Consider the following 20976-nt stretch of genomic DNA (forward strand, 5'->3'; position numbering starts at 1 on the left):
AATGTTTACCTGAATTACTATAAAGAAAATGAAACGCATGAAAATGATAATCCACCTATTGGTGTTATACTTTGTGCCGGGAAGAATGAAACATTAGTAAAATATGCTACTTCTGGTTTGTCACAAAAAGTTTTCGTTTCGAAATACCTCATCAATTTGCCTAGCGAAGAACAGCTAAAAAATATTATTGAGAAAGAACAGGATAAAATTCAAAAATAGGCGAATGGTGAGATATACCCCGCTTTGCGTTAACCATTATTCCAGAGCCAATAAATGATAATGCCAGAAATATCATTTATGGTCTTATATTTTAATGATTGAGGAAACAGCATAAAGCATGCTGATGAACAAGAAGAGAATAATTAAATCCAGTGAACGCAATTGAGGATAAAAAGAGGGATAGCTGCCTGTTGCGGAGGGGCATTGTTAAATTATTTCTTTTTTATATTGTAAGAATTTTCCTTTACGAGGTCGGGAGATGATTGAATTACATTGTTATTATTTACCCCTGGTAACCTTGAAGTTGTATTTGTTGAATTATTCGTTTGCGAATTACTACTATTAGTATTGCTACTATTCTTCGTATTATTCGATTTCGACATGGAATCAATTTCAAGCAATTTACTATTTTTTTGTTGGACTGTGTTTGTAAGATACTTAAAGTATCGCAGAGAGAAGGGAAATAAAATGTTGCCAATTTTTTGCTTTTTCCATTATCATAAAGCTAATTATTTTTTCTTTTAATAACAAATACATTCACTTCCATGTTCTTATAAAACGGCTATAGCCTTCCCACCTACCATAAACGCAATTGCGTATACGAAGGCTTTATCCGTAAAGGCGACTCGTCCTTTTTAGGGAGGGAAATGGACGCTGTAGTATGTTCTGCCTGCACATGATAAACGGCCGTTTCTTCAAAGCGGGAGGCAACAATGATCTGTGTATTGCCGGCATGATCATTGAATAATTGTTGTACCAGTTGGGGCGAGTTATTATCTCTTGACAGGTGGGCGAGAAAGAGATGGCTCATATAGGAAGGCCGGTGTTTGGTAAAAACTTCCAGCGCCTGTTTGTTGGAAAGATGTCCGTGGCCACCACGAATTCGGTTCTTTAAATGCCGGGGATAACTTCCTTTCTCCAGCATTTCTTCATCGTAATTCGCTTCCAGGAAAGCGGCATGACAATGCTTGAAATGCAGCGTCAAATGATCGCAGGGTGAACCGATGTCGGTGAAGATGCCAATGTTCACGTTGTTGCCATTTACGATAAAACTATGCGGTTCGGCGGCATCATGAAATTTAGGAAAAGCCTGAATGGCAAGGTCGCCGATCTGTACAGGTTCATACGGTTTGAATGCAATTACCTGTTCCCGTTTTATATCAATGTTGCCGTGGTACAAAGTGGCATCGGTAATATATACCGGGAGCCCGTATTTTTTGGCAAGAACCGGGATACCGCTGATGTGATCTGTATGTTCGTGTGAAACAAAAATGGCTTTTACTGTTTGCATCGATAATCCTATGCGGGCCATGCGTCGTTCGGTTTCGCGGCAGGAGATGCCCGCATCTACCAGGATGGCTTCCTGGCCGTTGCCTACATAATAACAGTTTCCATTACTTCCGGAATTCAGCGATGCAATATACAGCGACATGGTGGGTGCAAATATAGGGCATAATTCATCGACACAATTTCCATTTTCACCGAGGAACCGCCCTTCAGGCAGGAATAAGGGTTAAACTTTACAAATAGATCCGGTCATACAAGCAATAACGCTCCACAACCAAATCAAAAAAGTATGGAAAGAAAACATTTTCTGAAAAATGGCTTAGCCGCCCTTGGGCTGGCTATTATTGCCCCCCTGGCTAATGCCTGTAAAAAAGTAACCGATGCCACTAATGGCGACACTACTTCCGGAACCGATACCGGATCCTGCACGGTATCACCCACTGAAACCGAAGGGCCATTTCCAACCAATTCGCCCGGCGCGCTGGTAAGATCAGATATTACAGGTGACAGGACCGGTGTTGCATTCACCATTAAAATTACTATCAGGAACAAAAACAACAGTTGTAATGCATTGAGCGGCGCCCTGGTCGACATTTGGCATTGTGATAAGGATGGCAATTACTCCGAGTACGGTGGTACCGGTATGCAATCGACCAATTACACCTCGGTTCACTTTTTACGCGGCCGGCAAACTACTGATTCAAATGGCCTGGTAACATTTACCTCCATCTTTCCCGGCTGGTATTCAGGCCGGGCCACCCATATTCATGTTCACATTTATAATGCTGCAGGTACTTCTTTACTGGTTACACAGATCTCCTTCCCCGAAGGCAGCGACAGTGCGGTAGCCACCGTAAACGGCAGTGGTGGCACTACTTATGGTTATACAAAGGGAATGAGTGGCTATACCTATAATGCCAAAGACAACGTTTTCAGCGATGACAGTGCAGGTACTGAATTATCAACGGTGACAGGCAGTTTGTCGGGCGGCTATACGCTTACACATACGATTAATGTGGCAGCTTAACAAAACCAGCAACGCATGGTACAACAGAACAAGGGAAAAATATTCCTGGCTGAAGAGCGCGGCCATCATGAAACAGACTGGTTCCGGAGTTTCAACACATTTAACTTCGGTAAGTTCCAGCAGGAACATAAGCTTCCGTTCGGGCCATTGTATGTGCTGAACGATGATACGCTGGCCGGTGGCAAAAGCATCTCCATGACCGTTGAAGCCGATTCTGTAATAGTGCTGATACCGGTGGTGGGCACCATTACTTATACAGATAACACCGGGCATGTCAACTATATTTCTGCCGGGGAATGCCAGTTATTTACTACGCCTACAGGCGCCACCTTTCAAATAGGCAACCCGTACCCCGATGAACTGGTGAACTTTTTACAGATCTGGTTTTATTCGTCGGGGTGTGAAATGGATAATGCGCCACAAGTAACTTTATTCGATATCGTTAATAATACGAATCAACTGGTGCCTGTACCAGTCAATCATCCACATTATAAATTTGGCATCGGTAAATACAATGGACGGGAGGAATCGGTTTACAAACTCAGTAACCCGCAAAACGGATTGTTTGTATTTGTAATTCAGGGCGCCTTTGAAGTGCAATACCGCCTGTTGCATCCGCGTGACGGATTAGCCCTGTGGGAAGCCCCGGAAGTGGAGTGGGAGGCGCTTTCTAATGAGGCTATTTTATTGGTTATGGAAATCCCATTACTAAAGTAAAAGGTTACAAGTTCCAGGTTACAGGGAGTTAGCTTTTAATTATAGACCAACCCCTGTAACCTGCAACCTGAAACATTCGCTTAAACACTCTCAAGCATCACTTGTAATAACCGGTAACTGAGAACTAATTAGCCAAAGGATTATTCTGCAATTCCACATCAGGCAAACCAAACACTGTTTTTGTAGGCACCGGTTTGCGGTTAGGGAATTTGATCACAGAATTAACGCCATTGATCGTTTGTGCTACGCGATTGGTGCGTACCATATCGAACCAGCGTTTGCATTCGCCAATAAATTCATACCCTCTTTCACGGAATACCATATCATCAAACGCGGTCTGACTTAAACCACCTGGCAGATCGGCTATAGCATTGGGTGTATTGGTTGGTAAACCATACGCCCGGCGACGCACCTGGTTTATAGCGTCGTAAGCGGCGGCAGTGGGTCCATTCACTTTATTGTCCGCTTCGGCAAAGATCAACAGCACATCGGCAAAACGATATAAATAAAAGTCATTGCCATTACCAGTATCAATAGGCGCATCAGGATCTTTATACTTGCCCATTCGCAGATCATAAATATCTTTTTCTACTTCAGCGGCTGTAACCACCCCATTGATCACATACTTGTCGTACAAACTGAATTTCTTGCGCAGGTCATTGTCATCCCAGCCTTTAATAAGTGGCGCTATGGAAATGATCCCGCCAAATTTATTACCACTTACAGAGTAACCGGCTAATTTTGCTTTTGAATCGGCCCAATAAGATGCCATGAATGCGCCCTTGTCAACGATCTGGGAGAACTTCAGGGAAAATACATCTTCTTTATTGGTGGCTAACGTAGGAGAATAAACGGTAGCCAATGAAGGTTCCAGGTCATAGCCATAGGTAGTTTTGTTATCCAGCACTTCTTTGGCTTTGTCACGGGCATTTTGAAACTGGCCTAAGGTTAAATAAATATCAGCCAGGGCAGTTTTGGCAGCGCCTGCAGTAGCCCGTCCGGGTGAACCGGTGGTATTGGGCAAGGCAGTTTCTGCAAATTTCATATCCTTGATCACAGAATCATAAATAACGTTAACCGGTGACAGGGCCAGTCCCACATCATTGGCATTCACGATGGGACTCAATCGCAATGGTACTTTACCCCACACGCGAACGGCAAAATAATAACAATAGCCGCGGATAAAATAAGCTTCTCCATAGGCTTTCATTTTCACCGCATCGCTTAGCGTGGTATTCCGGTTTAAATTATCAATAAGCGAATTGGCCCGGCCAATGGCTTCATACAAGGTTGTCCAGGACTGGGCAAAGTTGTTGGGCAGGTTCATGATGTTATTGTAATTACTCCAGTTTACCTGGCTCGATCCGCCATCGGCATATTCACTCATCAGTTCCAAACCCAAACCGGCCGTTGATTCCCATAACCGGCCACGGCTGCGGGTCAATGGTTCATACACCCCGATAATGGTTTGATCGAGCGTAGTGGGATCGAGCGCCCCCAGCGTAGCTGTGGCCTTTGGCTTTTCGTCCAGTAGTTTATCACAACTGGAAAGCAAGGCTATAGTGAGAAATATATATAATATTTTACTTTTCATAAAACAGTGCAATTGTAATTTAAAGATTCTGTTCAGGTTGCAGAGCTTGCCCCGCTTTGCGGGGTTACAGGAATACAGTCTGTTTTGACCTTTCACCATTCACCATTGGCCATTCACGATCAGAATGTAATTCCAAAACCCAGGTTATACGTCTTGGCAGCAGGATAAGCACCCAGGTCAACACCCTGACGGCGGTCGTTGCCGTTAAAGCTGTTCACTTCCGGATCATATCCTGTATAATCGGTGATGGTGAGCAGGTTCTGGGCGCTCACATACACATTCAGGTTTTTAATGGCTTTACTTTTCAGGTCTATATTGTAATCGAGCCGGATGTTGCGTAACCGGAAAAATGACCCGTTTTCCATATACCGGTCGCTGCGAAAATGATAGTTGCTGACGGTAAGGCTGGGGGTGGGATAAAAATCATTCACCGCCTTCAGCTTATTGTATTGTCCTACGGGTGATGGTGTGGTCAGGTCGAATAAGCCGGCATTATTGATGCGACCACCACTTACACCGGCCCATACGGAAGACAGCGTAAAACGTTTATACCGGATCGTTGGATTGATGCCGTAATACAGATCGGGGTAGGGGCTGCCAATGATCTGGTTATCCAATGCATTGATGAGGTCGCGGCCAGTGGCGTCTTTATCACCATTCAGGTTCTCATACAAAGGAACCCCGTCTTTATCCATGCCAATGTATTTGGGTCCGAAAAAGGCGGAGAGCGGCTGGCCCGGCCGGATAATGCTGTTGGAACCGGATGCATCGTTGCCGCCGGCTATAGTAGGAATGTCTTTCCCGTCTTTTGTTTTGGTAACCTTATTCTTATTGTGCGACAGGTTTACATCGATGGCTATCGTCCAGTCGCTGTTAGTCAGAATGTTTGTACCAACGGTAAATTCCCAGCCCTTGTTCTGCACTTCACCTACGTTATCGATGATCTGTCCTGGCCCTGAACCAATACCTGCGCCTACACCGGCACTCGGTGGCAGCTGTACCAGCGCCAACAGATCGGACGTTGTTTTTACATAATAGTCGAAGGTGAGGCGAAACCTTTCCTGCAGGATACCAGCGTCAAAACCGACATCGGTTTGGGAAGTAGTTTCCCATTTCAAATTCGGATTGGGAAAAGTAGGCGCCAGGCCAACCGACAAACCGGTTCCGGCCCCCTGACCGGTATTCACTGTTTGTCCGAGCAGCAATGATTGATAGGGTTTGATGGCAGGGTTACCCGCCTGTCCCCAGCTGGCCCGCAGTTTCAGACTCGATAGCCAGGTAGCATCCTTCAGAAAAGCTTCTTCCGATATCCGCCAGGCGGCAGAGACCGACGGGAACACCCCGTATTTATTATTTTCGGCAAATACCGAGGCTCCATCGCGGCGAATACTGGCAGCGAACATGTATTTTTCTTTCAAATTCAACCGTACCCGGGCAAAGGCGCTGACAATAGAATTTTCCACTACGTTCGTAAGTGGTTTGCTGATGGAACTGGCTGAACTGAAGTTGTAATTCTTCAATTGGTCAGTTCCAAAACCGGATGCGGCCAGATCGATGGTATTAAGCCGTTCTTTTTGGTAAGACACCCCACCAATGGCTTCAATGTACGAGTCAGGCGTAAGATTGTATTTGTATTCTAAAAAGTCTTCAGCCAGTAATGACGTTTTATCATAGTTACCCAGTTCAGCCGAACCGATATTATTTCCTAAACGTGGTAAGATGCGGGGGAAATACAGATCGCGGCGGATGTGATAAAAGTCGCCCGATAACCGCGTGGTATTGGTAAGGCCTTTTATGATCACCGTTTTGAAATCAACACCGCCCTGAAAACGGGTGGTGGTATTTTGATCGAGCACTTCATCGGCCATAGCCACGGGGTTCTCGGCATCGATACCATTAAAGCTGAAAGGCGTAACATCCGTATAGGTGCCATCAGGATTTTTTACCGGTACAGTACTGATGGCGCGCATCACAGAACCAATACCCGATTTACCAAAATTGCGGGTGTTGTCACCAACAGAAGGGGAGAAGCCATTTTGTCTGGCGCGGGAAACGGTCATCCGGGATTGAATGGAAAAAATATCACTCACCTTGCTGTCGATATTCAAACGCAGCGAACCGCGTTGATAACCGCTGTTGCGAACGATACCTTGCTGTTTGGTATAACCAGTAGAAATAAAATACCGCGTTTTGTCGTTGCCGCCGGAAACGCTCAGGTTGTTGTTGCTCAGCAAGGCAGTGCGGAATACCTCATCCTGCCAGTCGGTATTAACGCCCGGCGTATATGCGGTGAGGTCAGTAGGCACTGCCTGGCTTGAATTGATATAATACCGTTTGGAAAAATCAACATACTCATCAGCATTCATCAGCTCCAGTTTTTTACGCACTTTCTGTATACCGGCTGAGCTTTCAAAAACAACCCGTGGTTGTCCGGCCCGGCCCGAACGCGTGGTGACCATAACCACCCCATTGGCGCCGCGTGAACCATAAATAGCCGTAGCAGAAGCATCTTTCAATACTTCGATGGATTCAATATCAGATGGATTGATGGTGGCCAATCCGTTAGCGCCCCGTACATCGTCATTAAACTGCGGTAAACCATCAATAACGTACAGCGGCTCATTACCGCCTGCAATAGACGATACGCCACGTACCCGAACGCTGATGCCGGCTCCCGGCTGTCCGGAAGTTTGCTGTACCTGTACACCAGCCAGGCGGCCCGAAACAGCCTGTTCAACGCTCACTACAGGCATTTCGCGCAGCTTTTCATTTCTGATGGAAGATACGGAACCAGTTAACTCGGCTTTTCGTTGGGTGCCATACCCAACTACAATCACATCCGACAGGCCTTGCGCTTCTTCTTTTAACTGCAGCTCAACCGGTACGCCGGCGGTGGCCAGCATTTCTTTCTTTTCAAAACCAACGGAGGAAAATACCAATGTTACTTTATCGCCTGGTGCTGAGATGGAGAAACTGCCATCTGAGGCAGTAGCAGAAGTTACTTTACTATTCTTGATCTGAACAGTGACCCCTGCCAGGGGAGCTTGTTGCGGATTGGTAACTCTTCCGGTAAACTGTTTGTTTTGGGCAAAAGCAACAGTACACCAACACATTACCAACGCAACCAAAGTTAGTTTGGCTGTAGGCATAACAATCGTTTTAAAATGGGTTTAATAGCAAGACAATAAATATGAGCTTTTTGATGTAACTGTTTGATATTATTTACGGAAACGTTTCCGTACAGCCAGTTAATTATTGTAATATGTACACTATAAATTGATTATTGAGCCAGTTACTGAAAATCGAACTTATCAGTCTGCTGAGCTGCCATTTTATCCACAACAGCGAAAAAGCACTCTTGTGTATCGGATAAATTGTGAAATTGCCACGCATTACGGCACAATGCTTCTATTATAATTTATCGGCATTTGTAATATACCTCGCCCATAACCATCGAAATAAGCAATACCCCGATCGATAACCTTTGATACAGAAAATGTCAGGCTTCATGCTTGCAAGCGTAGTCACCCTGTAACCCGAAACCTGTAACCAGTAACCATAGTTTGAATATGGCTTATACCTTATGAAAAGTTTATTTGTATTACTATTATTGTTCACGCTGTACTCCTGTTCAAAGAGTAATTCATTTGGTCACTGTACAAACTGGGTGGGCGATTATTCCTATCACGAATTACCGGTGCCTACTGCTACCGGCATCAACAAGATCATGGAGTGGGAGTTATCTGTTTCACAACAAAACGATACCTGCTGGGGCACATTGGAAATTACCGGGTTAACTACTTATATAAAACTACTCACTACTTTATCAGGCGATTCTTCAAGGGTAGATGTAACTTATAATAAATACCTCGATGGCTCACAGGATTTCAAACCCGGCGAAGTGTTGTTCAGCCTGAGTAAAGACGGCAACAATCTAATTACTGACTGGAAACGACTGCAACCCATGCTGGTAGAGTTTCCGGCGATGAAAGGCATTTGTTTTGATCGATTGAAAAAAAGAAAACAGGACGATCTCTAACAGCCACGGTTAAAAAAAATAGCGCTGTAACCGTTTACATTAATAAAGATCTTTTCCTACTTTAGTGTAGGACATATGTAGCCTATTTAACCCAACCAACGACAGCTGCCATAATGAGATACGTGGATTTTACCAGTGAAGAACTGTGGAAACAATTTATGCCCGGCGATCACCTCGCACTCGATGCCATCGTAAAACGGCATTACAATTTACTGTATCAATATGGTTGTAAATTTACCCGCGATGCGGCCCTGGTAAAGGATTGCATCCAGGATCTGTTCCTGTACCTGTGGCATAAACGGAATACAATTAACGAAACCACTTCGGTAGAACATTATCTCATGAAAGCCTTGAGGCGCCGCCTGGGAAGGGCGATCACAAAAACCGGTTCAACCGAAGACCTCAGTTTTATCGAATTCAAAGACGCCAATGCTACCCCCGACGACCAGCTTATTCAACAGGAACAAAAAGCAGCGTTGGCCAACAGGATAAAAGAATGCATCCTGCAACTCTCCAAACGGCAACAGGAGATCATTTATTTACGCTTCTACCTCAACGCCAGTGCCGTCGACATTGCCGACATCATGCAACTAAACCGTCAATCGGTTTACAACCTCCTCAACGACGCGCTCAATAAATTGCGTCAGCATACCGGCGCTTATTTTAAACCAACCATGGCATTATCCATTATTTTATTATTGGTACTTAGCCAGTTGTAATATTCTCAAAAAAAACTTTAAAAAAGTACAGTAGCTTTTTTTCATCGCAGTGTATTGGGTTTACAGGGAGTATACAACCAGATGAAAAATCCGGATATCAACAGCATAGATGACTTACTGGCCAATGAATTGTTCAGAAAATGGATCATTGAAAAAGATGAAGCCGCCGCCGTTTTCTGGAGCCAGTGGATAGAGCAAAATCCGGCGCGACTCGAGTGGGTGGCGGCCGCCAAGGCTATTATTGAAACACTTACCGAAAACAACGACCAACTTACAAACCACGAAATAAACAGGGAAGCCGATCTTATTCAACAGAGGCTGTTATCCCTTAGCCCGGAAATGTACAATGATGAAGAACCCGGATACCTGGAGACCTGTACGGACGATGGTAAGGAGCAAGGTTCGAAAGGTATCCCTTTTTCCCGTACCCGGTACCTGGTGGGCATTGCCGCTTCGTTGTTAATGATCGCTGGTGTTTACTGGTATTTTAACAACAAACCAGGACCATTGCCCGCCAATGCTTATAAAGCCTTTATGAAGGAGACAAAGCATAAAAGCTTTGAGTACAATAACAATTCAGATGGTGAGCAACACATTGTATTGTCAGATGGAAGTGAAGTGGTGCTGGAAAAGAACAGCCGGCTTACCTATGCGGCCAATTTTTCATCTGGCAAAAGAGAAGTGTACCTGGAAGGCAATGCTTTCTTTAATATAACCCGTAATCCCCAACGTCCTTTCATCGTATATACCCAAACAATAGTTACCAAAGTATTGGGCACCAGCTTTTATGTAAAAGCCATGAGCAGTGCCGAAACGGCCAGTGTAGTGGTAAAAACAGGAAAGGTATCGGTTTTTAAACGGGAGAATTTCACCAGTACCGATGCCGGTTCTGCCTCCTTAAAAGGGATGGTAGTGACCCCCAACCAACAGGTAGTGTACGATATTCCCCATGAACAAATGAATAAATCGCTGGTAGAAAAACCGGTGATCGCCAGCCAGACAACCTACAGTTTTGACTTTGACGATACCCCGGCTGCTGATGTATTCAGCCGGTTACAGACCGCTTATGGCGTACCCATAATGATCGATGAAGAAGTACTGAAAACCTGCACCATTTCAGCTTCATTAGGCAATGAACCGTTCTATGAAAAGCTGCGCATCATTTGTAAGATCATCAATGCAACTTATGAAGTGATAGATGGTACGGTGATAATAAATACAAATGGATGTAAACGATAGGAGGGCAAACAGAAAACTGTGAATTGATTAAGTAACCAAAACTAACTGTAATATGTTGTAACGAACGATTCACTTGCCACTTGCTTTCAAAAAAATCCCCCGACTCTCCGCCAGCTGGCGAAGGGCGGGGGGCGAAAGCTTGTAATGTTGGCCCATTACAGGCTTCCGGTTGTTACCTGTATCTGCTTTTTGCACAGTAGGATACAGGCTGTTGATTTCAATTATTATTAAAACCAAGGATTGCAATTTATGAAAAATTATTTTTCATTAGTGACTGCCATTATGAAACTATCTGCCATCCCGATATTGTTGCTGCTGAGCTCGTTTTGTAGCCTTGCCAAAGTCACCACAGGCCAGGAGATCCTGGCCAAAAACGTAACCATTTCGGTATCGAATAAGGAATTGAGATCGGTACTGAAAGAGGTAAGTAAAATGACGGGCGCCAAATTCCTTTACAGCCGGGAGATCATTCAATCTGATCGCCGCATTACCATCAGCGTAAAGGAAAAACCGCTGTCAGATTTTCTTTCACTGGTGCTTACTCCATTGCACATCAGTTTTGAAGTAGACAAAAACGGATACATCTTTTTAAACACCATCGCAACTGCCGGAGCTTTATCCGGCAGCGATGGCAATGCCTTCGAACCCAATACCGGTTATGAGGCAATGCCGGCCATACTGCCCGGCAAGCTCACCGGCAAGATAGTAACTGAAGAAGGGATTCCCGTGGTAAGCGCCAACATCCAGGTAAAAGGCTCCAATCGGGGTACTACCACCAACAAGGATGGTATATTTGAATTAAACACAGCTGATGAAGATAAAACATTGATCATTTCTGCCATAGGCTATGAAAAACAGGAAATAGTGATAGGTAAAGAGACCCGCTTCCTCATCATTATGAAAGCACAGGTGGTGAACCTGGATGATGTGGTGGTGATCGGTTATGGTACCCAAAAACGGAAAGACGTAAACAGTTCCATTGTTTCCATAAAAGCCGAAGACCTGAAGAACCTGCCGCAAACCGGTATAGATCAAATGCTGCAGGGCAAGGCTTCGGGTGTTACAGTAACCCAAAACTCCGGCGCGCCCGGTGGCGGCGTATCTGTAAAAATTCGCGGTATTTCCACCTTTGGCGGAACTGAGCCCTTATATGTTATAGATGGTGTTCCCCTGGAAGCGAACAATAACAAAGACGCCATCTCATTTGTAGGCGATGGGGAATCTAACATGAGCGCCCTATCCTTTTTAAACCCCAACGACATTTTATCGGTAGACATCTTAAAAGATGCTTCCGCTACTTCTATCTATGGTAATCGTGGCGCCAATGGCGTAATCATTATCACCACCAAAAAAGGAAAAGCCGGCGATGGCAAAATAACTTTCGATGGTTACTATGGCGTAGCAAACATCACTAAGTACCTCGATCTGATGGACCTGAAAGGCTATGCCGCTTATAAGAACAGCATTGCCGATTTCACCGGCACGGAACGACAGCCGCAATTCGCCAATATCGATCTGCTGGGCAGGGGTACCGACTGGCAACGGGAGATCTTTAAATCTGCCGCCATTCAAAACTACCAGCTGGCATTATCGGGTGGTAAAGCAGGTACTACCTATTATATCTCCGGTAACTATTTCAACCAGGAAGGAACCATCATTGGCTCAGGGTTAAAACGTAAAACAATCCGCATTAACCTCGATAACCAGGTAAAGCCCTGGTTAAAACTGGGCGTAAATGGAAGTTATAGCAGCACCGGTCAAACAATCACCTTAACCAATAACTCCAATAACAATTACGGGAATGTGATCGCCATGGCCATTCAGCAATCGCCCGATGTGCCGGTAACAAACGTAGATGGTACTTATGGCGGGCCAAGCGATATTACCGGTTTGGGCGCCATGAGCGGCGGTAACCCTGTAGCGCAGGCCACCACCTGGCACACGTTGCTGACAAAAAACAAACTGCAAAGCAACCTGTACGTGCAAACGACCTTCCTGAAAGACTTTACCTTCCGTTCTGATTTCGGCAGTGACCTGAACTGGAACAACAGTGATGCCTGGATGCCTACCTTTGTCTGGGGCCGTAGTATCAACAACCTCAACAGTTATAAAGTACAAACCAATAAAACCACTTTCTGGAACTGGCGCAATGTATTTACCTGGCAAAAAAGAATTAAAGAACACGATATTACAATAATGGCCGGCCAGGAATCTCAGAAGTTTGAATCGAACAGCATAACTTCTTCGCGGTCTAAATTTGTTTCAAACGACCTGTATTCATTGAACCTGGGCGATCCGTCAACAGCCAGCGCCACCCAAAGCCTGGGACAAAGCACGCAGGAATCCTACTTCAGCCGCATCATTTATTCATTCGATAACCGGTATTCATTTACCGCTAATATAAGAAGGGACCGCACCAGCAAATTTGCACCCGGTAAACAGGTAGGTTGGTTTCCGGGCATCTCAGCTTCCTGGACAGTTTCCAATGAAGGATTTTTCAGATCATTTACAGCTATCAACCATCTGAAGTTCAGGGTGGGGTATGGAGGAATAGGTAATCAGAATGTGCCCGTTTATGTATACGGTTCAGCCCTTAGCCCGGTGTTCATCAACTCATCGGCATTTGGCAGCGGGTTGGGGCAATACATCAGTAACTATGCCAACCCCGATGTAACCTGGGAAAACCAGCGGCAAGCCAATCTGGGTATCGATGTGGGCATTGCGCAACGGTTTGATGTTACCGTTGATCTGTACAACAAGCTTTCCGATAAATTCCTGTTCTCCGCCACTTACCCGGCATTTACAGGTATCGGTATCCCCAACAGCGGTACAATGGGAATATCCGCGCCTTATGTGAACTATGGTAAAATGCAAAACAAAGGCTACGACATCTCGGTGGTGTACCATTCCGGCAAACAGGCAAAAGTAGATTGGAAGAGCACATTGATCTTCTCCCATTACCGCAATACGGTAAAAGAACTGAACAGCCAGACCAGTAACATTATACAAACCCTGTCGGTGAATGGTAACCCGCCGATCACCAAAACCGTAGTAGGACAACCCGTAGGTTTATTTTATGGGTATGAAACGGTTGGCCTGTTCCAGTACATTGACCAGTTGAACGGGGCTGCCATTCGGGCCGGTAACGACAGAAACGCCAAGAACGGCACTTATCTGGGCGATATTCAGTTCAGGGACCAGGATAAAAGCGGCGCTATAGATGGCGACGACCGCGTGATAATCGGGAACCCCAACCCTAAATTTACCTTTGGTTTTACCAACAATGTCTCCTATGCAAATTTCGACGCCTCCATATTCCTTACGGGGACTTATGGCAACGATATTTTCAACTATACCCGCGTATGGGGCGAGGGCATGTCGGCCACGGCAGGCAATCAAATGGCCACGGTAAAAGACCGCTGGACGTATGAGAACAACAACACTTCCATGCCCCGTTATGCCAATGGCGATCCTAATGAGAACGCAGGCATCAGCAACCGGTTTATTGAAGATGGCTCTTACCTGCGCATCCAGAATATAACGCTGGGTTACAACTTTACGGCGTTAATGCACCGCCACCTGAAAGCCATTTCAAGGATCAGGGCGTATGTTTCTATCCAGAACCTGCACACGTTGACGCACTATTCAGGTTACGATCCTGAAGTGGGGCCGGTAAATGGAAATGTATTCCTGAACGGTATCGACCTGGGCCGTTACCCGGTTCCACGAACAATTACCGGCGGTATAAACGTTGAGTTTTAAATATCCTGAACTAGTCAAAATAGTATAACGATGAAGCCAAATTGTAAAAATATTATAGGTGTACTGGGAATAACCCTGGCAGTATCGGCTATGGTTGCCTGTAAAAAATCTTTCTTCGACGGAACACCGAAAGGGCAATATACCACGGCTACTTATTTTAAAACGCCTGCAGAAGTGCAGGCTGCCACTGCGTCCATGTATGGCGCGGCCTGGTTTAATTTTAACTGTACTTACAGTATGAGCATTGGCGATGTGTACTCCGGCAACTCCACCGGCGATGCCAATGCCGCCATGGTGCAGTTCCAGAACATGAATGTAACACAGTCGAACGAGTACCTGTACAAGGGATGGGCATCGCTGTACAGCGTGGTAGGGCAGGCCAATGGCATTATGATGAACCTGGCCAATAATCCCAATGCAGTGAGTCTTGATGCCGCCACCGTTAATACCGCTATGGGTGAATGTTATTTCATGCGGGCAGCCGCCTATTTTTACCTGGTAAGAAATTATGGCGCGGTACCCATTGTAACAGATACCAACAATTTTATGGGGAATTACCAGTTGCCCCGGCATATCGTATCGGATGTTTACAAATTCATCATCAACGATCTTAAGCAGGCGGAGACTAAATTACCTGCCAAAGGCGCTGCACCCGGCCGCGTATCTGCAGGCGCCGCCAAAGCTTTGCTGGCAAAAGTATACCTCACCATAGATGATTTTGCCAATGCCAAAGCCAGGGCCTGGGAGTTGATCAGCAATGAAAGTACCTATGGGTATGGGTTAAGGGATAAATTTGAAGACCTGTTCTATACCCGTAACAACAATAACAAGGAATCTATATGGGCCCTGCAATGGACAGCCAGTGGCGCCGACGGCGCCTACGGCACCGGCAATGTTACCCAGGCGTATTGCGCTCCTTACGGCCAGGAACTCACGGGTTCAACTGACGGATGGGGCAGCTTTAAACCCAGCATCGATCTGCAACGCGATTCCATTGCAGGTGATCTGCGCAGAAAGCCCACCTATATGCGCGCCAATGATTACTACCCCGAACTATTGCAGATAAGAGGCGGCTATACTTATCCCTCCTGTAAATCAAAAACCGGCGCCAATGTAAAAAAATACGTGGTAGGTAATTATGAAGATAATGCAGCCACCGGCGGCGCCTATGGTATGTCAACCGGTATTAACACGTATATGATCCGCTATGCCGATGTATTGCTCACGTATGTAGAAGCGGTTATGGGTAACAGCACCTCAACCAATGATCCCATCGCCATTGCCCAGTTTTTACGGGTAAGAACCCGTGCCGGTTTAGGCGGTATTCCGGTAAATAACATTACAGCCGATGACCTGTTGCGGGAAAGAAGACTGGAGTTTGCCTTTGAAGGCCAGTACTGGTACGATATCCTTCGCCTGCCCCAGGATAAAGCTTTACAAAGACTAAGCAAAACAGAAAGAGGCATGTTCGAGGGCTGGTGTGGCGATGGCGCCGTTGTTTCCAATAAAATATCGGTTACAGCCAACATGCTGTTGTTTCCGGTACCTCAATCTGAAATAGACATCGATCCCAAACTGTCAGAAGTACCGGTACCTTATTATTAAACACAAATCTGGCCAACAAATGAACAAACATATTTTACGTTGTACAGTGATTTGTATACTGGCAACTACATTATATACAGCTTGTAAAAAAGACGACGACATCCCCACGCCCGGTAATTTATCGGTAACCCCTGCCACGGCATTGCCCGAAACCTTTATCACTATCTCGGGGAGCGATATGCAGGACATAATTTCTATAAAATTCGATACTGCCACTGCTTCGTTCAGTTCGGTGTTCAATACCGGGTCGGCTATTTTTACCAATGTGCCAACCAACGCTAAATACGGTCCACAGCAGATCACTATTACCAACCGGGAGGGAAAAACCGCTACCGTTGATTTTTCTGTACTGCAACCAGCCCCGGTGATCAATGGGTTTAACCCGGGTAACGTGCCTGTAGGCGATACTGTAACCATCACCGGAAGCATGTTCACCAATATCAATGGCGTATATATCGGCAATGTAAAAGCAATCATAGTAGATTCATCGAGCCGTACGCGGTTAAAAATAAAAGTACCCGCGGGCGCTGCTTCCGGGTTACTTTCCATAGTAACCTGGGGTGGTACCACGTACAGTACAGGAGCCATTACCATAGGGGAGCGGGCATACCTGATCTCAGATTTTGATGGCGGCGGGCTGGCTGCCGATGGCAACTCCTGGTACGCTTACGGCGATATGGATTCGAAAACCGTTACCAATGTCAATCCGGCCCCTAAATCAGGAAACTTTTTAAAAGCGGTCTGTAAACAACCGGCAACAACTTCCTATGCAGGCGTTTCAACATTTGCCCTTAGCACTGCCAACCAAACATTTGGCATGACGTCTGCTACAGCCGGCACCACCTTAAAGTTTGATGTTAACAACAATGGTAAAACGGCTACCATACTGCAGGTAATTGTGCAGGAAACCACTACCGATGCCAATGCTACCAATTTTGCCCTGAGCGTGCCTGTTAATGGCACTGGCTGGAACACCATAGCCATTCCTTTAACCCAGTTGCTAAATAACTATGGCGGTGGTACGCTGACGCCGGATCCTGCAAAGATCACTAAAGTGAAGTTCCATTTTCAGAACTATAACACCAACCCGATGGAAGCGAATATTGACAATGTGCGGTTTGCTTATTAGAATAACAACAAAACGATCTGTAAATGACATTCAATAATATATTATGGCCTGGCCTGTTGGCGCTTGTTTGCATAACCGGCTGCCAGAAAAAGGTAAACAACGATCCGGATACCATTCACCCCGATCTGGATCTGACACTAAAAGACGCAGCCACGTTTCCTTTGGGCGTTGGCGTTGATTATACTGCCTTCATGGCCGGTGGCAATTATACCACTCTTGTAAAATCTCAGTTCGACAATGCCACTCCCGGTTATGTAATGAAACATGGAGCCATTATCCAGGGCAACGGTTCTTATAACTTTACCAATGCAGATGCATTTGTGAATAGTGTTACAGGGGCCGGGATGAGCGTATACGGACATACCCTATGCTGGTTTCAAAATAACAATGGAAATTATTTGCGGGCTTTACTGGCGCAGGGCGGCACGGGAGCGCCCAACAATCCCAGCCTCATTCTAAACGGTGGTTTTGAAGCAGCAGGCAGCGGGGTAACCTTTCTCAACTGGAGTGTCTGGAATGGCGGTTCTGTCGTAAGTGCGGGTACGGGCGCAGGGGAAATGTACGAGGGCGCACGCTCACTAAAAGCTGCGCCGGCAGTAGCTGGTAATCCCTGGGATGTACAGGTAGTAAGTGACGACATTGCCATGACATCCGGCACCTCTTACAAAGTACGGTTTTATGCAAAAGCGGCTGCTGCAGGTGGGAAATTCAGGTTAAGCAACAATGGCGGTTCTGCTCAATATTCAGCTGATTATGCCCCCACTACCAGTTGGGCGCCTTATGAGTGGACGTTCTCTTCGAATAACGCCACCAAAAAGATCGTATTCGACATGGGATCTACACCCAATACCTATTACATAGACAGTATAAGCGTTACGCTCGCTAATCCACCGGCCTCTGCAGCTGGTTTTGCCGAACAACAACTGCGGATTGATACAACCCTTCAGCACTTTATTACCAGCATGGTTACCCGGTATAAAGACAGGGTACATGCCTGGGATGTGATCAACGAACCCTTTGACGACAATGGTGTGTTGAGAAGCGGTACCAGCGCCAGCGATGCTTTCTATTGGGGCGATTACCTGGGGGACAGGGACGCTGCCAAAAAAATGCTTACAAACGGGGATAGTATGATTGCAAAAGCTTTCCGGTATGCGCATGCCGCCGACCCCACCGCTAAATTATTTTTGAACGATTATGCCCATGAGACCAATACCACCAAAATGGATAGCCTCATTGCGCTTATCACAAGGTTAAAAACAAAAGGTGTTCCTATTGATGGGGTAGGGTTGCAAATGCACATGACCTACCTGGTGTCGAACACCGCCATTGACAATGCATTAATGAAAATGGCACGGCTGGGTTTGCTGGTAAAGATCTCCGAACTGGATATCAGCGTAAACCTGGGCGATCAGCAGAACCCGCAAACGGCCAATTTTGTATTGTCGCCCACCATGCTGCCGCAACAGGCCGCCAAATTCAGGTATGTGGTGGAATCGTATCTGCGCAATGTGCCCGGGGCCCAACGCTATGGGATAACCATCTGGGGTGTAGGCGATGGCGACTCCTGGTTACGCAACCGCATGCCCTACCATCTTAAAGATTATCCCTTGTTGTGGGATGATAATTATAATAAAAAAGATGCCTATAACGAGTTCCTGACGGGATTGCAGTTGAAATAAGAAATAAGAGGTAGGAAGTAGGAAGTAAGAAAAGTCTGAAATTCCGGATTTCAGACTTTAATCAGATTGCTGAACATTAGCGAACATCTTACCTCCTACTTCTTACATCCTACATCCTACTTCCTGCATCTTTTGTATATTTGATAAGCATCACCTCAAAGGTGATCTTACTTTCAAATAACGATGCACCCATGGCAACCAAATCGCTTCTTCCGGCAATTACTTTCCTTTTCATATGCTGTTTAAATACTATAGGGCAAACAGCTAAGGTCAATAACCCCATCTTAGCCGGTTTTTACCCCGATCCTTCCATTTGCCGGGCGGGCAACGATTACTACCTGGTCAATTCTACTTTTGCCTATTATCCCGGGTTACCCATCTTTCACAGTACCGATCTGGCCAATTGGGAACAAATTGGTTTTGCCATGGACCGGCCCGAACAATTGAACCTGGATAATACACACGTATCGGGCGGGTTGTTTGCGCCCACCATCCGTTTTTTTAAAGGAACCTTCTATATAACCTGTACCAATACGAGCCATGGCGGCAATTTTATTATTACTGCCAAAAATCCCAAAGGCCCCTGGAGCAACCCTGTCTTCTTACCTAATGTAAAAGGCATTGACCCCTCTTTGTTCTTTGATGATAACGGCAAAGTCTATATTACTTACAACAGCGATGCGCCCGAGAACAAACCTCAATACGATGGTCACAGAACGATCAGGATGTATGAACTGGACCTGACCACTCTGCAAACAAAAGGGGAGGAGATCACACTTGTAAACGGCGGAACGGATATTTCGCAAAAACCGGTCTGGATTGAAGGGCCGCACATTTTCAAATACAACAAGATGTATTATTTAATGTGTGCAGAAGGTGGAACCGCGTACAATCATTCGGAAGTGATCTTTAAAAGTAAAAAGGCAGAAGGGCCCTATGAACCCTATGCTGGCAATCCCATTCTTACCCAGCGTCAGCTAAACGTAAACAGAAAGCGACCAGTTACCTCAACCGGCCATGCCGACCTGGTAACAGCACCCGATGGCAGCTGGTATGCCGTGTTCCTGGGTTGCCGCCCTTATACCGACGATCAATACAATACCGGCCGGGAAACTTTTATGGCGCCTGTTAAATGGAAAGAAGACTGGCCAATTATTCTGCCGGCTAATGAAACGGTGCCTGATAAAGTAACCATTCCCGGCGCCACTGCTAAAAATCCCTTGCCATTCAGCAGCGATTTTCAATTCACGGACAATTTTAAAAGCACTGTTTTAAATAATCGCTACCAGTTCCTGCGAACCGTGCGTGAACCCTGGTACCAGATCAACAGTCTTACGGGAACGCTCACCATACAACTAAAACCCACTACCTGTGCCGATAAAGCCAATCCGGCATTCATTGGTTTCCGGCAATCGCATCAGCGGGGCTATGCGTCCACGGCGCTTACCTTTACACCTGCCAGTTCGCAGGAGAAAGCCGGGTTAATGGTGTTTCAAAATGAAAATTTTTATTACTACCTCTGTCAGTCGGTCGACAATAACCAACCCGTATTGCAATTGTATCGGGGACCAGGCAAAAATGGCGGAGATCCCTTACTGCTGAGTACGTTGAAAATTAAAACAAACAACCAGCAGCCGCTTCAGTTAAAAATTCAAACCAACGGCAATGCCTATTCCTTTTATTATGCAGAAAAAGGCAGCAAAACCTGGCAAACATTTAAAGAGGGCCTCGATGCCGGTTTCCTGAGCACCCACACCGCCGGTGGCTTTGTAGGTTGTATGTATGCGATGTATGCCACCTCAAGCGGAGCGCCCACCACCAACAGCGCCGTGTTCAGCTATTTTGAAAGCAAGGGCAATGATGATTAGTGTATCATGTTCCTGACCAGAATCAGTAAAACTACGGATGAAATAATTCCGCATAGTTAGTAGCTTTAGATCAATAGGCAATTGCCTAT

Annotated in this window: 14 protein-coding genes; 11 read left to right on the forward strand and 3 right to left on the reverse strand. The window is 45.8% G+C overall.

Annotation, left to right across the window (positions count from 1 at the left end):
- A partial coding sequence (locus ACJ751_RS02570) for a PDDEXK nuclease domain-containing protein (RefSeq protein WP_407743812.1) occupies positions 1 to 219 on the forward strand: 219 nt, incomplete at its 5' end.
- 577 nt (positions 220 to 796) lie between these two features.
- Here the strand turns inward: ACJ751_RS02570 and ACJ751_RS02575 are convergent.
- Positions 797 to 1651: an MBL fold metallo-hydrolase gene (locus ACJ751_RS02575; RefSeq protein ID WP_407743813.1), complete on the reverse strand. Its 855-nt coding sequence runs from the start codon at positions 1649 to 1651 to the stop codon at positions 797 to 799.
- 144 nt (positions 1652 to 1795) lie between these two features.
- Here ACJ751_RS02575 and ACJ751_RS02580 point away from each other — a divergent pair, with 144 nt between their 5' ends.
- Positions 1796 to 2533, forward strand: coding sequence for an intradiol ring-cleavage dioxygenase (locus ACJ751_RS02580; RefSeq protein ID WP_407743814.1), 738 nt, complete (start codon positions 1796 to 1798; stop codon positions 2531 to 2533).
- Between the two features lie 15 nt (positions 2534 to 2548).
- Positions 2549 to 3250 carry a pirin family protein gene (locus ACJ751_RS02585; RefSeq protein WP_407743815.1) on the forward strand — a complete coding sequence of 234 codons (702 nt, stop codon included), beginning with the start codon at positions 2549 to 2551 and terminating at the stop codon, positions 3248 to 3250.
- A 124-nt stretch (positions 3251 to 3374) separates the two neighbouring features.
- Here ACJ751_RS02585 and ACJ751_RS02590 read toward each other — a convergent pair whose 3' ends face one another.
- Together ACJ751_RS02590 and ACJ751_RS02595 are read right to left on the reverse strand one after the other, a co-directional pair.
- A complete protein-coding gene (locus tag ACJ751_RS02590; RefSeq protein ID WP_407743816.1) occupies positions 3375 to 4844 on the reverse strand; it encodes a RagB/SusD family nutrient uptake outer membrane protein in 1470 nt (489 codons plus the stop codon).
- Between the two features lie 119 nt (positions 4845 to 4963).
- On the reverse strand, positions 4964 to 7993 hold the full coding sequence (locus ACJ751_RS02595) for a SusC/RagA family TonB-linked outer membrane protein (RefSeq protein WP_407743817.1): 3030 nt from the start codon (positions 7991 to 7993) through the stop codon (positions 4964 to 4966).
- 434 nt (positions 7994 to 8427) lie between these two features.
- Between ACJ751_RS02595 and ACJ751_RS02600 the strand changes: the two genes are divergently transcribed.
- The 8 genes from ACJ751_RS02600 (at position 8428) to ACJ751_RS02635 (ending at position 20887) form a co-directional block, all read left to right on the forward strand.
- A complete protein-coding gene (locus tag ACJ751_RS02600) occupies positions 8428 to 8883 on the forward strand; it encodes a DUF5991 domain-containing protein (protein ID WP_407743818.1) in 456 nt (151 codons plus the stop codon).
- Positions 8884 to 8996: 113 nt separating this feature from the next.
- Entirely contained in the window at positions 8997 to 9602 is a 606-nt protein-coding gene (locus ACJ751_RS02605; RefSeq protein ID WP_407743819.1) for an RNA polymerase sigma factor, read from the forward strand.
- Positions 9603 to 9683: 81 nt separating this feature from the next.
- Entirely contained in the window at positions 9684 to 10841 is a 1158-nt protein-coding gene (locus ACJ751_RS02610; RefSeq protein WP_407743820.1) for a FecR family protein, read from the forward strand.
- A 249-nt stretch (positions 10842 to 11090) separates the two neighbouring features.
- Positions 11091 to 14603 carry a SusC/RagA family TonB-linked outer membrane protein gene (locus ACJ751_RS02615; protein WP_407743821.1) on the forward strand — a complete coding sequence of 1171 codons (3513 nt, stop codon included), beginning with the start codon at positions 11091 to 11093 and terminating at the stop codon, positions 14601 to 14603.
- Positions 14604 to 14633: 30 nt separating this feature from the next.
- On the forward strand, positions 14634 to 16208 hold the full coding sequence (locus ACJ751_RS02620) for a RagB/SusD family nutrient uptake outer membrane protein (RefSeq protein WP_407743822.1): 1575 nt from the start codon (positions 14634 to 14636) through the stop codon (positions 16206 to 16208).
- 19 nt (positions 16209 to 16227) lie between these two features.
- Positions 16228 to 17337: a glycan-binding surface protein gene (locus tag ACJ751_RS02625; protein ID WP_407743823.1), complete on the forward strand. Its 1110-nt coding sequence runs from the start codon at positions 16228 to 16230 to the stop codon at positions 17335 to 17337.
- Positions 17338 to 17360: 23 nt separating this feature from the next.
- Complete coding sequence (locus ACJ751_RS02630) at positions 17361 to 19019, forward strand: endo-1,4-beta-xylanase (RefSeq protein ID WP_407743824.1); 1659 nt, start codon at positions 17361 to 17363, stop codon at positions 19017 to 19019.
- Positions 19020 to 19210: 191 nt separating this feature from the next.
- A complete protein-coding gene (locus ACJ751_RS02635) occupies positions 19211 to 20887 on the forward strand; it encodes a glycoside hydrolase family 43 protein (RefSeq protein ID WP_407743825.1) in 1677 nt (558 codons plus the stop codon).
- Positions 20888 to 20976: the final 89 nt, after the last annotated feature.

It is taken from the genome of Niastella sp. (genome assembly GCF_045805085.1).
Classification (GTDB): Bacteria; Bacteroidota; Bacteroidia; order Chitinophagales; family Chitinophagaceae; genus Niastella.

Bases quoted from the DNA above. Each gene is read 5' to 3' on its own strand.
- ACJ751_RS02595 (WP_407743817.1), bottom strand. From the start codon at position 7,993: ATGCCTACAGCCAAACTAACTTTGGTTGCGTTGGTAATGTGTTGGTGT.
- ACJ751_RS02590 (WP_407743816.1), bottom strand. From the start codon at position 4,844: ATGAAAAGTAAAATATTATATATATTTCTCACTATAGCCTTGCTTTCC.
- ACJ751_RS02630 (WP_407743824.1), top strand. From the start codon at position 17,361: ATGACATTCAATAATATATTATGGCCTGGCCTGTTGGCGCTTGTTTGC.
- ACJ751_RS02635 (WP_407743825.1), top strand. From the start codon at position 19,211: ATGGCAACCAAATCGCTTCTTCCGGCAATTACTTTCCTTTTCATATGC.
- ACJ751_RS02605 (WP_407743819.1), top strand. From the start codon at position 8,997: ATGAGATACGTGGATTTTACCAGTGAAGAACTGTGGAAACAATTTATG.
- ACJ751_RS02575 (WP_407743813.1), bottom strand. From the start codon at position 1,651: ATGTCGCTGTATATTGCATCGCTGAATTCCGGAAGTAATGGAAACTGT.
- ACJ751_RS02615 (WP_407743821.1), top strand. From the start codon at position 11,091: ATGAAAAATTATTTTTCATTAGTGACTGCCATTATGAAACTATCTGCC.
- ACJ751_RS02600 (WP_407743818.1), top strand. From the start codon at position 8,428: ATGAAAAGTTTATTTGTATTACTATTATTGTTCACGCTGTACTCCTGT.
- ACJ751_RS02625 (WP_407743823.1), top strand. From the start codon at position 16,228: ATGAACAAACATATTTTACGTTGTACAGTGATTTGTATACTGGCAACT.
- ACJ751_RS02580 (WP_407743814.1), top strand. From the start codon at position 1,796: ATGGAAAGAAAACATTTTCTGAAAAATGGCTTAGCCGCCCTTGGGCTG.
- ACJ751_RS02585 (WP_407743815.1), top strand. From the start codon at position 2,549: ATGGTACAACAGAACAAGGGAAAAATATTCCTGGCTGAAGAGCGCGGC.
- ACJ751_RS02620 (WP_407743822.1), top strand. From the start codon at position 14,634: ATGAAGCCAAATTGTAAAAATATTATAGGTGTACTGGGAATAACCCTG.
- ACJ751_RS02610 (WP_407743820.1), top strand. From the start codon at position 9,684: ATGAAAAATCCGGATATCAACAGCATAGATGACTTACTGGCCAATGAA.